Source organism: Lentzea xerophila (genome assembly GCF_051094245.1).
Classification (GTDB): Bacteria; Actinomycetota; Actinomycetes; order Mycobacteriales; family Pseudonocardiaceae; genus Lentzea; species Lentzea xerophila.
On the sequence record NZ_CP194934.1, the window covers coordinates 5,337,891 to 5,352,967 of the forward strand.

Genomic DNA, 15,077 nt, shown 5'->3' on the forward strand with positions numbered 1-15,077 from the left:
CGGTGTCCGAGAGCGTTCTGGACCGTCCACAAGAGTCACAGACGAGGATCGTCCCCGTGGTCTCGCCGGTCATCGGCATGCCCGTCACGACAGGTGCCGGCCTTTCGTAGTGCGACAGCAGGTGCCGGCTGCTCTCTGCGCAGCCGGCACCTGGCCTTCCCCGGAACCGCTGGCGCGAGCGTACGACCCCGACGGGTGTGCGCCCGCACGGGCAGCATGCCTGATTCGTGCACAATGCAACCTTACGAGTTCCTTCCGATGGCAGGCGGTCGTCCGCAGATGCGCCCACCATGGGACGGTGGTAGAAGCAGCACTGGAACCCAGTGAGGAAACGCAAATCATGGACTGCTCCGTGCTGCTCGTGGAAGACGACGAGCGCATTCGTCAGGCGCTCGGTCTGGCGCTGGCCGACGAGGGCTTCGACGTCGAGGAGTCGGTGTCCGGCGAAGACGCGCTGAGCAGACTGACCGCGGACCGGTTCGACGTCGTGCTGCTCGACCTCATGCTGCCCGGTGTGGACGGTCTGCAGGTGTGCCGGACCCTTCGCGCACAAGGCGATCTGCCCATCATCATCGTCACCGCCCGCACCGACACCCGCGACGTCATAGCGGGGCTCGAGGCGGGCGCGGACGACTACGTGACGAAGCCGCTCGTCGCGAGCGAGCTCGCCGCGCGCATCCGCGCACTGCTCAGGCGCAGCGCGGCGGCCAAGCAGGACGTGTCGTGGCGGGTCGAGGACCTGGAGATCTGGCCGGACGAAGGTGTCGTGAAGCGGGGTGACGAGGAGCTCCGGCTGACGCGCACCGAGTTCCGGCTGCTCGTCGAACTCGCGGCGGCACGCGGCCGGATCGTGACCCGGGAACAGTTGCTGCAGCGCGTGTGGGGCTATGACTACTACGGCGACACGCGGCTGCTCGACGTCCACATCCGCAGGCTGCGCACGAAGGTCGAGCACAACGCCGACGACCCGGTGTTCGTGCTGACCGTGCGCGGCTCCGGTTACAAGATCGGGCCTCCCCGCTGAGAGATCGTCAGCGAGTCGTCAGGTTCACCCGCGCTCCGGCGTGGACAGGATGGGGGCACACCCGCCGAAAGGACCTGGCAATGACTCGGTGCCGTTCCATGCCCGCTGACGCCGACACCGTCTTCGACGTCGTCTCGGATCTGGAGAACCTGACGAGCTGGCTGCCTGGTGCCGTCGAGATCGAGCTGTCGAGCCCTCGCCAGATCAGACTGTGGTTACCGCGCCGCCACGGCGACCTCGATCTCGAACGCCGGGTCGAGATCGACTGGGACCGGCTCCGCATCTCGTGGGGAGCCGAGTCGACCACCAGTTGCTCCGGGAGGCTGCAGGTGCTGCGGCTCAGCCAGGACCGCAGCGCGGTGACCGTCCAGCTGACCGGCCTGCCGTACGTGCGGGCGAGCCGCGTCCACAGCTGGGTGGACGAGGCGCTGGACGCGCTCGTGGCCGTCGTCCTCATGGAACGCCGTGCGCGGCGGCAGGTGATCCACACCTTGTCGCGGCACGATGTCGTCCACTAGGAGAAACGCCCCGGACGAGGGACATGCCGGCCACGTCGGCGATGTTCGCCGTCAGCCGCGACTGGGGTACAACAGTGGCATGGCGCGCTCCAAGGCCGGCACCAGCGACATCGACGCGTTGACCGACGCGGTCCTCACCGCTTCTCGCCTGCTCGTCGCCGTTTCCGCCCGATCGCTGGCCGCGGTCGAGGAAACCCTGACCCTGCCGCAGTTCCGGATGCTGGTCATCCTGGACAGTCGCGGTGCCGTGAAGATCTCGACGCTGGCGGACCTGCTGGACGTCAATCCGTCCACGGCCACCCGCATGATCGACCGGCTGGTCGTGACCGAGATGGTGCGGCGCCAGCCGAACCCGGCCTCACGACGGGAGGTCGTGGTCGAACTGAGCGACGAGGGCCGCCGGGTCGTGCGCGGTGTCACGCGCCGGCGCAAGGCCGCGATCGGCCGGATCGTCGCGAGCATGCCCGACCACGAGCGGCGTGGACTGGTCGACGCGCTCACCGCGTTCGCCGAGGCCGGCGGTGAGCCTCCGGCGACGGGCGCGCCTGGAGATCTCGGCTGGATCTGATCCGCTCGGGTGTCCACATCGGACTCATGACGTGCCGCGCGGCCACCGTTCCCCGGGCCTCACCTATGGTCGAGATGCTGGTCCTCGCGGGAAGCCGACGTCGCGGTGTGCGCCCCTTCGAGGCTGCGCGCCGTGTTGACCAGTCCCACCAGGCTGAACGCCTGCGGCGTGTTGCCGAGGTGACGGCGGGTGGTGATGTCGTACTCCTCGCTGAGCATGCCGACATCGTTGCGCAGCGCCAGCAACCGCTCGAACAGCTCGACGGCCTCGTCGGTCCGACCGATGCCCTGCAACGCGTCGGCGAGCCAGAAGCTGCACGCCAGGAACGCGCCCTCGGTGCCGGGAAGTCCGTCCACCCGGCCCTCCACCTCGGTGTCGTAGCGCAGCACGAACCCGTCCCGGTCGAGGTGGTACCGCACGGCTTCGACGGTCCCGTGGATGCGGGGATCGTTCCACGGCAGGAACCCGACGCGCGGCAGCAGGAGCAGTGCCGCGTCGACGGCGGTGGAGCCGTAGAACTGCGTGAAGGTACCCAGATCGGCGTCGTAGCCCCGCTCGCAGACCTCACGGTGGATCTCCTCGCGCACGCGCTTCCACCGATCGACCGGCCCGTCCAGGCCGTGCTTCTGCACCGTGTGCACCGCGCGGTCGAGGCCCGCCCACGCCATCACCTTCGAGTGCACGAAATGCCGTCGTGGGCCGCGCACCTCCCAGAGGCTGTTGTCGGGCTGATCCCAGTTCCCCTCAAGGAAGTCGAGCAACGCGCGCTGCACGTCCCACGCCGTGTCGGAGACCGCGATGCCGGCCTCCCGAGCGAGGTGCAGCCCGTCGAGGACCTCTCCCCACACGTCGAGCTGGAACTGGTCCGCGGCGGCGTTCCCGATCCGCACCGGAGCGGAGCCCTCGTACCCGGACAGCCACGGCAGCTCCAGTTCCTGGAGCCGGCGGCTGCCGTCGAGGCCGTACATGATCTGGAGCTTGCTCGGGTCGCCGGCGACGGCACGGACGAGCCACTCGCGCCAGGCTCGTGCCTCGTCGACGAACCCGGTGCCGAGCAACGCCTGCAGCGTGAAGGTGGCGTCCCGCAGCCAGCAGTAGCGGTAGTCCCAGTTGCGCGGGCCGCCGAGCTGTTCGGGCAGTGACGTGGTCGCCGCGGCGACGATGCCACCGGTGGGCGCGTACGTGAGCGCCTTGAGCAGGACCAGTGAGCGGCGCACCTCCTCGCCCCACCGGCCGTCGTAGTCACAGTGCCCGATCCACGCCTGCCAGTACTTCTCGGTGTCGGCCAGCGCCAGTTCTGCATCGACGGCCCCAGGTGGGGGCAGGTGGGACGGCGAGTGGGTGAGCACGAACGCCACCCGTTGCCCAGCGCTCAGGTCGAAGGTGGCGCGGGCGTCGCCACCGTCCTGGCGCATCGGGACAGGCCCGTTCAGCCACGTGGCGTCCGGACCTGCCACCGCGACCAGGTGACCGTCCTCGTGCCGGATCCACGGCGCGACATTGCCGTAGTCGAACCGCAGGCGGAGCTCGGTGTGCATGGGCACGCGGCCCGACACGCCCTCGGCGATCCGCACGACGTCCGCGGCGTCTCCGCGCGGCGGCATGAAGTCGATCACGCGCACGGTGCCGTCCGGCGTCTCCCACTCCGTCTCGAGGATCAACGTGTCCCCGCGGTAGCGGCGGCGGGTGCAGGTGCCTCCGGCGGCGGGCGCCAGCAGCCACCTGCCCGCGCTCTCGTCGTGCAGCAGGGCGGCGAAGCACGCCGGGGAGTCGAACCGCGGCAGGCACAACCAGTCGATGCTGCCGCCACGGTCGACCAGCGCGGCGGTCTGCAGGTCGCCGAGCAGCGCGTAGTCCTCGATGTGCGCCGGGCTCACCGATCCGCCTCGTCCATCGTGATGACCACCTTGACGTCGTCGGGCCCGGCGGTGAAAGCGTCGCTGTGGCGCGACAACGGCACCCGCCGGCTGATCATCGACTCGAGCCACGACCGGTCCGCCTTCGCCAGCACGTCCGCGGCCTGCCGGTAGTGGCGCAGGTTCGCGTTGACCGAGCCGAACACGGCGTCGTTCTCCAGCACGAGGTCGCGGTTCACCGCACCGGCGTCGAGCCGCAGGGTGCGGCCACCCGACGACACGCCGGTCAGGCAAACGATGCCGTAGGCCGCGGTGTTGGTGAGGACGTCGAACACCACGCTGCCCGCGCCCGTCGCCTCGATCACCACGTCGGGCTTCAGGTGCGCGGCCACCTCGTCGGCGGCCTCGTGGTGGTAGGTGGCGCCGAGCGCACGGACCAGCTCCGGCTTGGGGCCGTCCTTGATCCTGTCCAGCACGTGCACGTCGAGCTTCTGCTGTGCGCCGATCAACGCGGCCAGCAGGCCGATCGGCCCCGCACCGGTCACCAGCACGCGCTGCGGCTCGAACCAGGCCCGTTCGCCGATGCGGTGGATCTGCTCCCACGCCTTGGCCACGACCGAGGCCGGCTCCACCAGCATCCCGACCGTGCGCAGCGAAGGGTCGAGCCGCACGGCGTACTCCGGTTCGACGGTCCACCTCTCGCTGGCGTAGCCGTCGAGCTCCTTGATCCCGCGTTCCACGTACTTCCCGTTGCGGCACATGTCGAACTCGCCGTTCGCGCAGGCTCCGCACGGAACGGGATCGGGGCGGCGGACCACGCCGACGACCAGATCGCCTTCGCTGAAGCCACTGCCGGCGGGCGCGCCGCGCACCCGGCCGAGCGACTCGTGCCCGAGCACCAGCCGCTCCCGCCCCGGCGGCGCCCAGCCGTAGTCGCCGGCCAGGATCTCCTTGTCGGTGCCGCACACTCCGACCGCGAGTCCGTCGACGAGCAGCTCACCCTCCCCCGCTCGCGGATCGGGCACGTCGGTGACGGCCACCGTGGAGTTCTGTCCTGGGTGGACGGTAAGAGCACGCATTCCTCACGCTTCCCCGGTCGCCGGAAGGACTTCGAGCACCTTGTCGCCCTCCCGCAGGCACCCCGCCTCGGGATCTTCGAGCCACATCCGCCTGCCGTCCCGCACCAGCGCGAGCACCGTCGGCTGGCAGAACACGGGCGGCCTGCCCACCTCGTCGGTGTCCACGCTCCGCTCGGCCACCGCCAGCGGCGCGTCCTCGCCGATCTCCGGTGCCGGCTCCACTACCTGGGGGGTGACGATGACGTGGTCGGCACCAAGGTGCACGACCATCTCGCACAGCTGCGGTTCGGAGATCACGGCGACCAGCGTCGCATCCTCGTTGGCGCACCGCAGGGCGGCCGTGATCCGCAGGGCCAGCGCGTCGTTGCCGACCGCGACGATGATCTGCTGGGCGTGTTCCACGCCCGCCTGCAGGAGAGTGCCCAGGTGGCAGCCGTCCCCCAGGAGTGCGCGGGCGCCGTCCTCCGCCGCCTGCACCACGCGTGCCCCGTCGATGTCGACCACGGTGAGGCCAGGTCGCAGGCAGTCCATCCGCAGAGACGCCAGTGCGACCCGTGCGTTCACACCGTAACCGATGAGAATGGTGCGCTGGATCATGTCAGCTTCCGTCCGGACGACAGCTGGTCTCGTCCGTGGAGTGCCCCACACCGGCGGCCCGCAATCATGGGAGCCCCGGTGTCAGCGAGTCGTAAGGTCGGCACGCCTCCGCGAATGCGCTGGTCTCAGGCGCGGATCTTGAGCCGTTCCAGCCGGTAGCGGGCCAGTTGGTGCAGCATCTCCCCGATCGCGTCGGGCACGATCTGTCCTTCGAGGTCCCTGCGTGCGCCGAGCACCGTGTCCGCCACGATCCGCGACGACAGCACGCCGTCGTACTCGGCGCTGAGCTCGCTGGTGGCCGTCAGCACGTGCTTGTCGGACCGATCGAGCTGAGCTGTCATGTTCTCCTCCTCGTCGAAACCTGTCACCGTCCATCGTCGGTGAAGTGCCCGGCCCGCTGACCTAACGAGTGGCTGACGATCGTTCGGCCGGTGACGGCACCGGCTTCGTGGTGGCGGTCGTCGTAGGGTCCGTTGAGCTGGATGGCGAGACATGGGGTCTCTGCGTCACCGTGGGAGTGGGCGCGTTGCTGCTGTCGATCGAGTTGAGCGGCTCCGGTTCATCCTGTGTGGACACTCCACAGGCCGCGATCGTCAACACCGCGGCCAATGCCGCCGCCGCCGCTTTCACCTGAACTCCAATCGGCGGAAGCCTGGTCGTTTACGGTCAGGAGGAGCCGATCCCGGCTTGCGCGGCCCGCGCAGCGGCCCGTCAGTCGGGACGCTTCTGCTGGTCGATGTACTCCTTGATGATTGACAAGGGCGCACCACCGCACGACCCGGCGAAGTAGGAGGGCGACCAGAAGTGCTGCCCCCACAGGTATCGGCGGATGTGCGCGGAGAATTCCTGCCGCAGGCGTCGAGAGGAGACGCCTTTGAGACCGTTGACCAGTGTGGACAGGGCCAGACTGGGCGGGTAGTGCACGAGCAGGTGCACGTGGTCGGTCTCGCCGTTGAACTCACGCAGCTCCGCACCCAGGCTGGCGCACACGTCCCGCATGATCTCCTCGCAGCGGCGCAAGATCTGATCGGTGAACGCGCCACGCCGATACTTTGTGACGAAGACCAGATGGATGTGAAGGCTGTAGATGACACTGCGTCCCCTGCGTACGTTGGGGTCAGGTTCCCACCGTGGTGACATAGACCAATGCTTTGATGATCAACGTGAAGCAGGTTGTGCAGGTGCGGTTGCTGCCGACGCCCGAACAGGCGTCGGCGCTGTGCGATACCCTGCACGCCTGCAACACGGCAGCTTCTTGGCTGTCTGAGCGGATGTACACCGACCAGGTGTTCCGGAAGTTCGACGTGCAGAAACGTCTCTACACCGAACTGCGGGAACGGTTCGGGCTGGCCGCGCAACCGGCGATCCGGGTCATCGGCAAGACCGTGGACGCCTACACGACACTGCGGGCCAACCTCAAGGCAGGCAACTACGGGCCACCTGGGTCGGACCAGCGCCGAAAAGTCGAGGACACCCCGATCAGGTTCCGTCCGCAAGCGGCGCAGCCGTTCGACGCCCGCTGTCTGTCCTGGCAACTCGGTGACGCGGGCCGCTACGGGACAGTGTCGATCTGAACGGTCGCCGGTCGACTCCGCAGCGTGCGGATCGTCGGAATCCCCAGACATCTCGCCCTGCTGCGCTCCCGACCGGCGATCGGGGAAACCGATCTGCTGCACAGGGACGGAGTGTGGCTGCTGCACGCCGTCGTCGACAGTCCCGAGGCCGCCCGGCAGGAACCGGCGAACGGGTTCCTCGGGGTCGACCTGGGCATCGTCAACATCGCGACCACCTCTGACGGTGACCGGTTCAGCGGGTCGCGCCTGAATCGCTACCGCGAACGCCAGAACCGAATCCGGGACCGGTTGCAGGCCAAGAGGACATCCTCCGCGAGACGGCTGCTCAAGCAACGCCGCCGCAAGGAGGCACGGTTCGCGGCCGACGTGAACCACCGGATCAGCAAGAACATCGTGGCCGAGGCTGAACGCACCGGACGCGGGATCGCTGTCGAGGAATTGACAGGAATCCGCGCCAGGGTACGGCTTCGCAAGCCCCAACGGGCCACGCTGCACTCCTGGGCTTTCGCCCGATTCGGTCAGTTCCTGACCTACAAGGCCCAGCAGGCCGGTGTGGTGGTGGTGCAGGTCGATTCGGCCTACACCTCGCAGACCTGCCACGCCTGCTGGGGCGAAGTCATGCGCCCAGACGCAGCGCCCATCCTGGCAGCCAGCTAGGACGGCAGCAGCAAGCCTGGAGACCGCCGCTCGCGGCGGTTGGCAAGCTCGTCCCTTCAGGGACGAGTTCATGACTGCTTCACCTTCGGGATCTCCACCACGAACCTCGCTCCGCCTCCTGGCCGGTCCTCGACCCACACCTGGCCCCCGTGCCGCCGCACGTGCTCGGCGACGAGCGCGAGACCGAGACCACTGCCGGTGTCGGCGCCCCGGTTACCCGCCCGGCTGCCGCGGGTGAACCGCTCGAACACCTGGGCGCGCAGCTCCTCCGGCACACCGGGACCGGCGTCGTCGACCTCCAGCCGGACGGTGTCGCCGCTGTTCAGCACCGCGAGCCGCACCGGGCCGTGCGCGTGCCGTTCCGCGTTCTCCAACAGGTTTCCCACCACCCGGTCCATCCGGCGCCGGTCGCCCAGCACGACCGCGGGGCCCTGTTCCACCACCACCTCGGTGGAGCTGCCCAGCCGGGCGTCCGCCATGGTGCGCACCAGCTCTCCGACGTCGAAGGGCTCCAGCACGTCGCCGCCCGCGCCCTGGTCCGCCCTGGTGATCTCCATCAGGTCCACGACCATCCGGGCGAACCTGTCCACCTCGGACGTCAGCAGCTCCAGCGCGGTGCCGGCGACTCCGGGCAACGCGGCCTGCCGGCGCCGCAGCACCGCGGCGGCGTTCACCATCGTCGTCAACGGCGAGCGCAGCTCGTGGCTGACGTCGCCCGCGAACCGCGCGTCCCTGAGCACCCGTTGCTCGAGTGCGCCCGCGGTGGCGTTGAACCTCTCGATCAGCGGAGCGAGGTCGCGGTCGGACTGCTCGGGCAGCCTGGCCTTCAGGTCACCGGCGACGATCCGGGACGCGGCCGCGGTGAGGTCGGACAGCGGCCGCAGCGCCCGCCTGCCCGCCCACCAGCCGAGCGCGACGCCGGCGAGCCAGCTGAGCACGGTCCCCGCGATCAGCAACCCGCTGAGGAACCGCAGGATCCGATCGAGCTGGGTCAGCGGGAACAACTCGACGTAGAAGCCCGGCGGCGCCGAGGCGATGGGCTCGGTCACGGCCAGAACGGGCACCCCGTCGACCCGGATCCGCTGCCGTGCGGCGACGCCGTCACGGGCGAGGCCGAGCAGGCCGGAGGGCAGTGCGTCCGGAGCGACCTGACGGCCACTGGTGAGCACGGTGCCGTCGCGGAACAACAGGATCGTGGAGTCGGCATCGGTCGTGAGGCCGGTCAGCAGGTCCTTCAGCCCACCGGAACCGGTGCGCACCGCTTCGTCGACCAGCCGGACGTTGACCTCGGCCTGCCTCGTGGCGCCCTGCACCCGTTGCCGCAGCATGTAGTCCGACGCGAAGTTCCACGTCGCGACAGCGAGCACGCTGGTGATCAGCAGTGAGCAGAAACCGAGCGCGGCGGCCACCCGCCATCGCATCGACATCCGCAGCACGAAGCTTCCCGTGGCTCGACCATCTCGTCCGTTCCTGGTGGTACTGGTGCCACCTTGCCACGCTGACGTCCGGCACGCCCGACTCCGAAAGCGTTTCGCAAGGTTGCGCGGCATCCACCGCGAGGGCACGCCACAGTGGACCCCGAGCTGTCAGCGTTCGCGGGTCTGGATCGTGACGGTCAGCTCCTGGCGTTGCCCGTCCCGCGTGAGCGTGAGTCCGACACGTTGGCCCTCGTCCACACCACGAAGCGCGCCGAGCAGGTCCTCGGTGCTGCGCACCTCCGACTCGGCCAACCCGACGATCACATCGCCCACCCGGACACCGGCCGTCGCGGCGGGCCCGTTCTGGTCGACGCCGAGGACGAGCACGCCGTGGTCGGCCTGGACCCCGTACTGCTCCCGGATCTGCGGCGTCAGCCTGCCCGCCGTCACGCCGAGGTACGCGTGCTCCGCCGTGCCGTCCTCCAGCAGCTGTTCGGCGATGTCGACCGCCGTCGCGGACGGGATCGCGAAGCCGAGCGACACGGCACCCGCCGCCGGCGGGATGTACGCCTCGTTGATGCCGACGACGCGGCCCGCCGTGTCGAGCAGCGCACCGCCGGAGTTGCCCGGCGAGATGGCCGCGTCGGTCTGGATCAGGTCCACCATCGACCGCGTGCTCGCCACCGAACCGGGAATCTCGCGGTGCAGGCCGGACACGATGCCCGCCGTCACCGAGTTCTCGAACCCGAGCGGGCTGCCGATCGCCACCACCGGGTCGCCGGGACGCGGCAGTTCCCGGCGGAACTCGGCAACCGGCAGGTCCTTGCGCTCGGTGCGCACCACCGCGAGGTCGGTGATCGCGTCCGCGGCGAGCACCGTCCCCGGCGACCGGCCGCCGTCGGCGTACTCGATCTCCACCTGTTTCGCCTGGCCGACGACGTGATCGTTGGTCAGCACGACATCGGCCCGGAAGACCACGCCGCTGCCGACACCGTTGGCCGTGCGCACCGTCACGACGTGCGGTGCGGCCCGTTCGACCAGGTCCGCGTAGGAGAATCCGGCACTGACCTGCGGCGGCGGAGCCGGAGTGGACCTGTTGTCCGCGGTACCTCCCGACGTGCAGCCCGCCAGCGCCAGCACGGTGATCGCCATGGCCGCCCAGCGCGGTCGTTCGTCCTTCACGTCAGCTCCTCCATCACCGCTTCGGCAGCGGCGTCAGGCCGGCTCGGCCCGCGCGATCTCGAACGGGATGCCCTGCTGGCAGGTCGTCGCCTGCCCCTGCCGCGCCACGCCCTCGAGCACGACCTCCGCGCCCGGCTTGACCACGGCCGAGTTCCCGCCGAGCAGCAGGTACTGGCGTCCGTCGGACTCCATCACGAGGCAACCGGCCTCCACACCGGAACGCACCGTGCCGCGCAACGTCACGGCTTCGGGAGACGGCGGCGACGAGGTGGCGCCCGCGGCCGGACAGTCCCCAGGGTGACCAGCGCCGTCCAGGTCGGCGACGGCCTCCACCGGCACGTCCAGTGAGACCTCACCGGCTTGCTCGAACCGGAACGTCATGGGGATTTCGGTGCCCGCCTGCACCTCGCGGGTGAAGCCGTCCAACTGGACGCGGTACTGCAGCAGCGAGCCACTCAGCCGGGTGACACCGCCGTCCGCCAGCAGTGGCAACCGCTGCACCTGCTCGGACTCCCCGTCACACGCGGCGTCCCACAACAGCGAAGCGTTGGTCGCGGCATCGGTGCGTACGTCGACGAGCGCATCGGGTCGTGCGGCCTTGTTGAACAACGCGAGCCGGACGGCGGCATCGTCACCCTGCTGGTAGCCGTCCCCACCTGGTGGAACGACGTGCACGTTGCGCAGCAACACGTCCCCCACCTGGCCGTTCGCGCCGATCGTGCCGCTCTCCTTCACCTGTTGTGGATCACCGCACGAAACCAGGACCAAGGCCAGCGCGGCCGTCGCGAGCGATGCGGACCAACGACAACCCATGACCGTGATGCCTCCGAAGTCCTCGTGCCGGCGAGACGAATCGCTCCCTGGGTTCCCGTGGCACCGAGGCCTGCACGCCATTCACACCACCGTGACCCACAAGTGATGTGGGCGGTGGCCAGCACGCCGATGGCGCGCACCACCGTGTCACGGGACTTCGAGCAAGCGAAAGGCGGGGCCGGCAGATGCCGGCCCCGCCCTGTGATCACCTCGTGGTCACACCTTCACGGAGTGCTTCCCGTGCGTCCAGGACGCGGCGTCGCCGCCGTCGCCCGCCGGACCGGAGTGGCCGCCGACCGTGTTGCTGTGGTTGGAGGCGTCACCGGTCGAACCGGTCGCACCGGTGTCACCGGAGTCGCCGGGAGTTTCCGGTGGTGGCATTGTTCGAGCTGGTGCCATCGCGGTCCACGGCGACGGGCGGGACAGATGTGCGCTCGGCAAAGCGGATGCTGACGCCGCGGATCGTGTCATCGTCACGGTGCCGGACGACCTCAACGCCTTCCTGATCACGAGAGCGGTCCGGTCGCTGAACCCCGACGCCGTGATCGTGGCCGTCATCCGTGAACCGGCGAACCACACGCTGTTCCTGTCCTCCGACGTGACGTCCGTCCACTTCAGACCAACCGACGAGCAGACATGACGAACTCCGGAAACAGCGGTGCCGTTTCCGGAGTTCGTCAGACCTCATCGTTTGCTTACGAGGGCATCAGGACCGAGTCGATCAGGTAGACGGTGGCGTTGGCGGTGTGCACGCCGCCGCAGATCACGTTGGCGTCGTTGACCTTCAGCGCGTCGCCGGTGCCGGTGACCTTGACGGTGCCGGTCTGGACGGTCTTCTGCTCGCCGGTGATCTTGTCGGGCGAGATCTGGCCGGGGACCACGTGGTAGGTCAGGATCTTGGTGAGCAGCGCGTCGTCGGTCTTGAGCTTCTCGATCGTGGCGGCGTCGATCTTCGCGAACGCCGAGTCGACCGGCGCGAAGACGGTGAACTCGCTGCCGTTGAGCGTCGAGACGAGGTCGACCTTCGGGTTGAGCTTGCCGGACACGGCGCTGACCAGCGTCGTGAGCAGCGGGTTGTTGCTCGCCGCGACGGCGACCGGGTCGGCGGCCATGCCCGACACGGAACCGGAGCCGGAGGGAACCTGCTTGGCGTAGTCGGCACAGCCGGGGCCGACGAGGTCGCGGGCCGGGTCGGCCATCGCGGCCGACGAGGTCGTCGCCGTGGAGGTGGGAGCGGCGCTGGACGAGGTGCCGGTGCCGGCCATGTCACTCGAGCCGCAGGCAGCGCCGAAGAGGGCGAGCGAGACGGCGCCGGCGGCCAGGACGGTGCTGCGAACGGTCTTGTTCATGACAGGACATCTCCAAGGGTGAACGGGGAGGTTGCTACTGGTGATTCGCCGCCCCTGGGCGACCGGATGGGTGCGGTTACCGACCTGTTACCAACGGCTCCGCACATCGATCCTCACCAGCACAAACGACCCGGCTGAAAGCTGGAGTCCACAGTCGACGGCCGGCTCGGCGCACTTCCTGATACACCAACCGGTTCTGCCGCACGGGGCAATCCGCGACGCGATCAGCAGCGAACCAGGGACATCTCGCACTTCCGTCAATCCGAGTTGGGCCCCACATGTTGACCCTCGCACTGATCGGTCTGATCGGCGGCCTGGTCACCGGCATCTCGCCGTGCATCCTCCCCGTCCTTCCCGTCATCTTCTTCTCCGGCGGCACGCAGAGCGCCCGCACGGCGTCCGGGTCAGGGGTGGCGCCGGCGGCGAAACCGGCCTCCCGCACCCGGCCCTACCTCGTCATCGCCGGACTCGTCGTCAGCTTCAGCCTGGTCACCCTGTTCGGGTCACTTCTGCTCTCGGTGCTGAACCTGCCGCAGGACGTCCTGCGCTGGGCCGGAATCGTCGTGCTCGTGCTGATCGGCATCGGCCTCATCGTGCCGCGCTTCGAACACCTGCTGGAAAAGCCGTTCACGTGGATCCCGCAACGCAACCCGGACGCGAGCCGCGGCGGGTTCACCCTCGGCCTGGCGCTGGGCGCGGTCTACGTACCCTGCGCCGGCCCGGTCCTCGCCGCCATCACCGTCGCCGGCTCCACCGGCAGGATCGGCACCGAAACCGTCATCCTCACCCTCACCTTCGCCGTCGGCGCGGCGATCCCGCTGCTGATCTTCGCCCTCGCCGGGCGCCGGGTCGCCGAACGCGTGCAGGCCTTCCGCAAGCGCCAGCGGGGAATCCGCGTCACCGCGGGCCTCGTGATGATCGCGCTCGCCATCGGGCTGGTGTTCAACCTGCCCCAGCTGCTGCAGCGGGCGATCCCGGACTACACCAGCTCGTTGCAGGACAAGGTCAACAACTCCGAGCAGGTCCGCAGGGCGCTCAACCTCGGCGGGCTGGTCAACGACCAGAACAAGGACCTCGACCAGTGCTCCGACGGCGCGCCCGAGCTGGAGAGCTGCGGCACCGCGCCGGACATCACCGGCATCCAGCAGTGGCTCAACACGCCCGACGGCCAGGCACTCGACCTGAAGTCGTTGCGCGGCAAGGTCGTCATGCTCGACTTCTGGGCCTACTCGTGCATCAACTGCCAGCGCTCCATCCCGCACATCACCGCGTGGGACAAGGCCTACCGCGACGCCGGACTGCAGGTCATCGGCATCCACTCCCCCGAGTACGCCTTCGAGAAGGAACCCGGCAACGTCAGGGCCGCCGCGAAGAACTTCGGCATCACCTACCCGGTCGCCCTGGACAACAACCTCGCCACCTGGACCAACTACCGCAACCGCTACTGGCCCGCGCACTACCTGATCGACGCCCAGGGCACCGTGCGGCACATCAAGTTCGGTGAAGGCGACTACCAGGTCACCGAGAAGCTGATCCGCCAGTTGCTCGCCGATGCCAGGCCCGGTGTCCGGCTACCGGCCGCCACGGAACTGGCCGACGACACCCCGGTCGTCGCCGACATCACCCGCGAGACCTACCTGGGCTCGACCAAGCGCGTGAACTTCGCCGGCACCGAGACCTACACCAGCGGCGACAAGTCGTTCCAGTTCCCCGAGAACCAGCCCGGCGACAGCTTCGCGCTCTCCGGCCAGTGGACGCTCACGAGCCAGCACATCACGCCCACCAGCGGTTCCGGCCGGATCAAGCTCAACTACCGCGCCAAGGAAGTCCGGATGGTCCTGTCCGGCAAGGGAACCGTCACCGTCGAACTGAACGGCCAGACCAAGACCATCGAGGTCGACGGCACCCCCGACTCCTACCAGCTCCTCACCACCCAGCAGATCCAGGGCGGCTCGCTCACCGCGACCGTCAGCCCCGGCGTCCAGGCATTCTCCTTCACCTTCGGATGAGCAGGAACCCCACCATGCAGCTCGTCGACGTCACCACGGACTCCTTCGACACCACCGTTCTCGCCGCGGGCAAGCCAGTGCTGGTCGACTTCTGGGCACCTTGGTGCGGGCCGTGCAAGGCATTGAGCCCCGTCGTCCTCGGCATCGCCGAGGAACACCAGGACGCCCTCTCCGTCGTGAAGGTCGACATCGACGCCAACCCCGACATCGCCGTCCGCTACCAGGTGCTCAGCATCCCCACGCTGATCCTGTTCTCCGGCGGGCAACCCGTCGCGACCCTCACGGCACCACGACGGCGCGCGGACATCCTCAAAGCACTCGCCGCCTGGCTCTGAACCGCCCGCTTCACCGGCCGGTGCGCGCGGTGTGGGTGACGCATCCCCGAAGTCACGGCGCGGCGACCGCGCTCAACACGCAGGCGGGCATTCGGCAG

At 69.1% G+C, this 15,077-nt stretch carries 19 protein-coding genes; 9 read left to right on the plus strand and 10 right to left on the minus strand.

Annotation, left to right across the window (positions count from 1 at the left end):
- Window positions 1-340: 340 nt before the first annotated feature.
- The 3 genes from ACRSBM_RS25490 to ACRSBM_RS25500 all read left to right on the plus strand — a co-directional run bounded on the left by ACRSBM_RS25490 (window position 341) and on the right by ACRSBM_RS25500 (window position 2,110).
- Entirely contained in the window at window positions 341-1,024 is a 684-nt protein-coding gene (locus ACRSBM_RS25490; RefSeq protein WP_434446749.1) for a response regulator, read from the plus strand.
- A gap of 98 nt (window positions 1,025-1,122) precedes the next feature.
- Window positions 1,123-1,542, plus strand: coding sequence for an SRPBCC family protein (locus ACRSBM_RS25495; protein WP_434446751.1), 420 nt, complete (start codon window positions 1,123-1,125; stop codon window positions 1,540-1,542).
- Between the two features lie 79 nt (window positions 1,543-1,621).
- A complete protein-coding gene (locus tag ACRSBM_RS25500) occupies window positions 1,622-2,110 on the plus strand; it encodes a MarR family winged helix-turn-helix transcriptional regulator (protein ID WP_434446753.1) in 489 nt (162 codons plus the stop codon).
- A 59-nt stretch (window positions 2,111-2,169) separates the two neighbouring features.
- Here the strand turns inward: ACRSBM_RS25500 and ACRSBM_RS25505 are convergent, their stop codons facing one another.
- The 4 genes from ACRSBM_RS25505 to ACRSBM_RS25520 form a co-directional block, all read right to left on the minus strand.
- Window positions 2,170-3,987 (minus strand): glycoside hydrolase family 15 protein, encoded by a 1,818-nt coding sequence (locus ACRSBM_RS25505; protein ID WP_434446755.1) that lies wholly within the window; start codon window positions 3,985-3,987, stop codon window positions 2,170-2,172.
- Window positions 3,984-5,045 (minus strand): glucose 1-dehydrogenase, encoded by a 1,062-nt coding sequence (locus ACRSBM_RS25510; protein ID WP_434446757.1) that lies wholly within the window; start codon window positions 5,043-5,045, stop codon window positions 3,984-3,986. The genes ACRSBM_RS25505 and ACRSBM_RS25510 overlap by 4 nt, the downstream gene beginning before the upstream one ends.
- Before the next feature lie 3 nt (window positions 5,046-5,048).
- Window positions 5,049-5,642, minus strand: coding sequence for an NAD(P)-binding protein (locus tag ACRSBM_RS25515; protein WP_434446758.1), 594 nt, complete (start codon window positions 5,640-5,642; stop codon window positions 5,049-5,051).
- A gap of 125 nt (window positions 5,643-5,767) precedes the next feature.
- The gene (locus tag ACRSBM_RS25520) at window positions 5,768-5,983 is read right to left on the minus strand and encodes a hypothetical protein (RefSeq protein ID WP_434446760.1); all 216 of its coding nucleotides are present in this window, start codon (window positions 5,981-5,983) and stop codon (window positions 5,768-5,770) included.
- A gap of 68 nt (window positions 5,984-6,051) precedes the next feature.
- Between ACRSBM_RS25520 and ACRSBM_RS25525 the strand changes: the two genes are divergently transcribed.
- Complete coding sequence (locus ACRSBM_RS25525; protein WP_434446761.1) at window positions 6,052-6,276, plus strand: hypothetical protein; 225 nt, start codon at window positions 6,052-6,054, stop codon at window positions 6,274-6,276.
- Window positions 6,277-6,353: 77 nt separating this feature from the next.
- Here the strand turns inward: ACRSBM_RS25525 and tnpA are convergent, their stop codons facing one another.
- Window positions 6,354-6,782 carry an IS200/IS605 family transposase gene (gene tnpA / locus ACRSBM_RS25530; RefSeq protein ID WP_434446763.1) on the minus strand — a complete coding sequence of 143 codons (429 nt, stop codon included), beginning with the start codon at window positions 6,780-6,782 and terminating at the stop codon, window positions 6,354-6,356.
- Window positions 6,783-6,805: 23 nt separating this feature from the next.
- Here tnpA and ACRSBM_RS25535 point away from each other — a divergent pair, with 23 nt between their 5' ends.
- Window positions 6,806-7,216, plus strand: a complete 411-nt coding sequence (locus ACRSBM_RS25535) for a hypothetical protein (RefSeq protein WP_434446765.1) — start codon at window positions 6,806-6,808, stop codon at window positions 7,214-7,216.
- Between the two features lie 24 nt (window positions 7,217-7,240).
- Entirely contained in the window at window positions 7,241-7,873 is a 633-nt protein-coding gene (locus ACRSBM_RS25540; protein WP_434446766.1) for an RNA-guided endonuclease TnpB family protein, read from the plus strand.
- Between the two features lie 68 nt (window positions 7,874-7,941).
- On the opposite strand, the gene ACRSBM_RS25545 is transcribed toward ACRSBM_RS25540, so the two are convergent.
- From ACRSBM_RS25545 to ACRSBM_RS25560, 4 genes are all read right to left on the minus strand, one after another.
- The gene (locus ACRSBM_RS25545; protein ID WP_434446768.1) at window positions 7,942-9,300 is read right to left on the minus strand and encodes a HAMP domain-containing sensor histidine kinase; all 1,359 of its coding nucleotides are present in this window, start codon (window positions 9,298-9,300) and stop codon (window positions 7,942-7,944) included.
- Window positions 9,301-9,459: 159 nt separating this feature from the next.
- Window positions 9,460-10,473 carry a S1C family serine protease gene (locus tag ACRSBM_RS25550; RefSeq protein WP_434446770.1) on the minus strand — a complete coding sequence of 338 codons (1,014 nt, stop codon included), beginning with the start codon at window positions 10,471-10,473 and terminating at the stop codon, window positions 9,460-9,462.
- Between the two features lie 33 nt (window positions 10,474-10,506).
- Window positions 10,507-11,208 (minus strand): copper chaperone PCu(A)C, encoded by a 702-nt coding sequence (locus ACRSBM_RS25555; protein ID WP_434446771.1) that lies wholly within the window; start codon window positions 11,206-11,208, stop codon window positions 10,507-10,509.
- 294 nt (window positions 11,209-11,502) lie between these two features.
- Complete coding sequence (locus tag ACRSBM_RS25560) at window positions 11,503-11,667, minus strand: hypothetical protein (protein ID WP_434453518.1); 165 nt, start codon at window positions 11,665-11,667, stop codon at window positions 11,503-11,505.
- On the opposite strand from ACRSBM_RS25560, the gene ACRSBM_RS25565 reads away from it, so the two are divergent.
- A complete protein-coding gene (locus tag ACRSBM_RS25565; protein WP_434453212.1) occupies window positions 11,630-11,926 on the plus strand; it encodes an NAD-binding protein in 297 nt (98 codons plus the stop codon). The genes ACRSBM_RS25560 and ACRSBM_RS25565 overlap by 38 nt on opposite strands.
- Window positions 11,927-11,981: 55 nt before the next feature.
- Here ACRSBM_RS25565 and ACRSBM_RS25570 read toward each other — a convergent pair whose 3' ends face one another.
- Window positions 11,982-12,635 carry a fasciclin domain-containing protein gene (locus ACRSBM_RS25570; RefSeq protein WP_434446773.1) on the minus strand — a complete coding sequence of 218 codons (654 nt, stop codon included), beginning with the start codon at window positions 12,633-12,635 and terminating at the stop codon, window positions 11,982-11,984.
- A gap of 278 nt (window positions 12,636-12,913) precedes the next feature.
- Between ACRSBM_RS25570 and ACRSBM_RS25575 the strand changes: the two genes are divergently transcribed.
- Complete coding sequence (locus ACRSBM_RS25575; RefSeq protein ID WP_434446775.1) at window positions 12,914-14,644, plus strand: cytochrome c biogenesis protein DipZ; 1,731 nt, start codon at window positions 12,914-12,916, stop codon at window positions 14,642-14,644.
- Window positions 14,641-14,979 carry a thioredoxin gene (gene trxA / locus ACRSBM_RS25580; RefSeq protein ID WP_434446777.1) on the plus strand — a complete coding sequence of 113 codons (339 nt, stop codon included), beginning with the start codon at window positions 14,641-14,643 and terminating at the stop codon, window positions 14,977-14,979. The genes ACRSBM_RS25575 and trxA overlap by 4 nt, the downstream gene beginning before the upstream one ends.
- The last annotated feature ends 98 nt before the right edge of the window (window positions 14,980-15,077 follow it).

Coding starts and splice junctions, on each gene's coding strand:
- trxA (WP_434446777.1), top strand. CDS start 14,641: ATGAGCAGGAACCCCACCATGCAGCTCGTCGACGTCACCACGGACTCC.
- ACRSBM_RS25545 (WP_434446768.1), bottom strand. CDS start 9,300: ATGTCGATGCGATGGCGGGTGGCCGCCGCGCTCGGTTTCTGCTCACTG.
- ACRSBM_RS25560 (WP_434453518.1), bottom strand. CDS start 11,667: ATGCCACCACCGGAAACTCCCGGCGACTCCGGTGACACCGGTGCGACC.
- ACRSBM_RS25575 (WP_434446775.1), top strand. CDS start 12,914: ATGTTGACCCTCGCACTGATCGGTCTGATCGGCGGCCTGGTCACCGGC.
- ACRSBM_RS25570 (WP_434446773.1), bottom strand. CDS start 12,635: ATGAACAAGACCGTTCGCAGCACCGTCCTGGCCGCCGGCGCCGTCTCG.
- ACRSBM_RS25515 (WP_434446758.1), bottom strand. CDS start 5,642: ATGATCCAGCGCACCATTCTCATCGGTTACGGTGTGAACGCACGGGTC.
- ACRSBM_RS25510 (WP_434446757.1), bottom strand. CDS start 5,045: ATGCGTGCTCTTACCGTCCACCCAGGACAGAACTCCACGGTGGCCGTC.
- ACRSBM_RS25500 (WP_434446753.1), top strand. CDS start 1,622: ATGGCGCGCTCCAAGGCCGGCACCAGCGACATCGACGCGTTGACCGAC.
- ACRSBM_RS25495 (WP_434446751.1), top strand. CDS start 1,123: ATGCCCGCTGACGCCGACACCGTCTTCGACGTCGTCTCGGATCTGGAG.
- ACRSBM_RS25490 (WP_434446749.1), top strand. CDS start 341: ATGGACTGCTCCGTGCTGCTCGTGGAAGACGACGAGCGCATTCGTCAG.
- tnpA (WP_434446763.1), bottom strand. CDS start 6,782: ATGTCACCACGGTGGGAACCTGACCCCAACGTACGCAGGGGACGCAGT.
- ACRSBM_RS25520 (WP_434446760.1), bottom strand. CDS start 5,983: ATGACAGCTCAGCTCGATCGGTCCGACAAGCACGTGCTGACGGCCACC.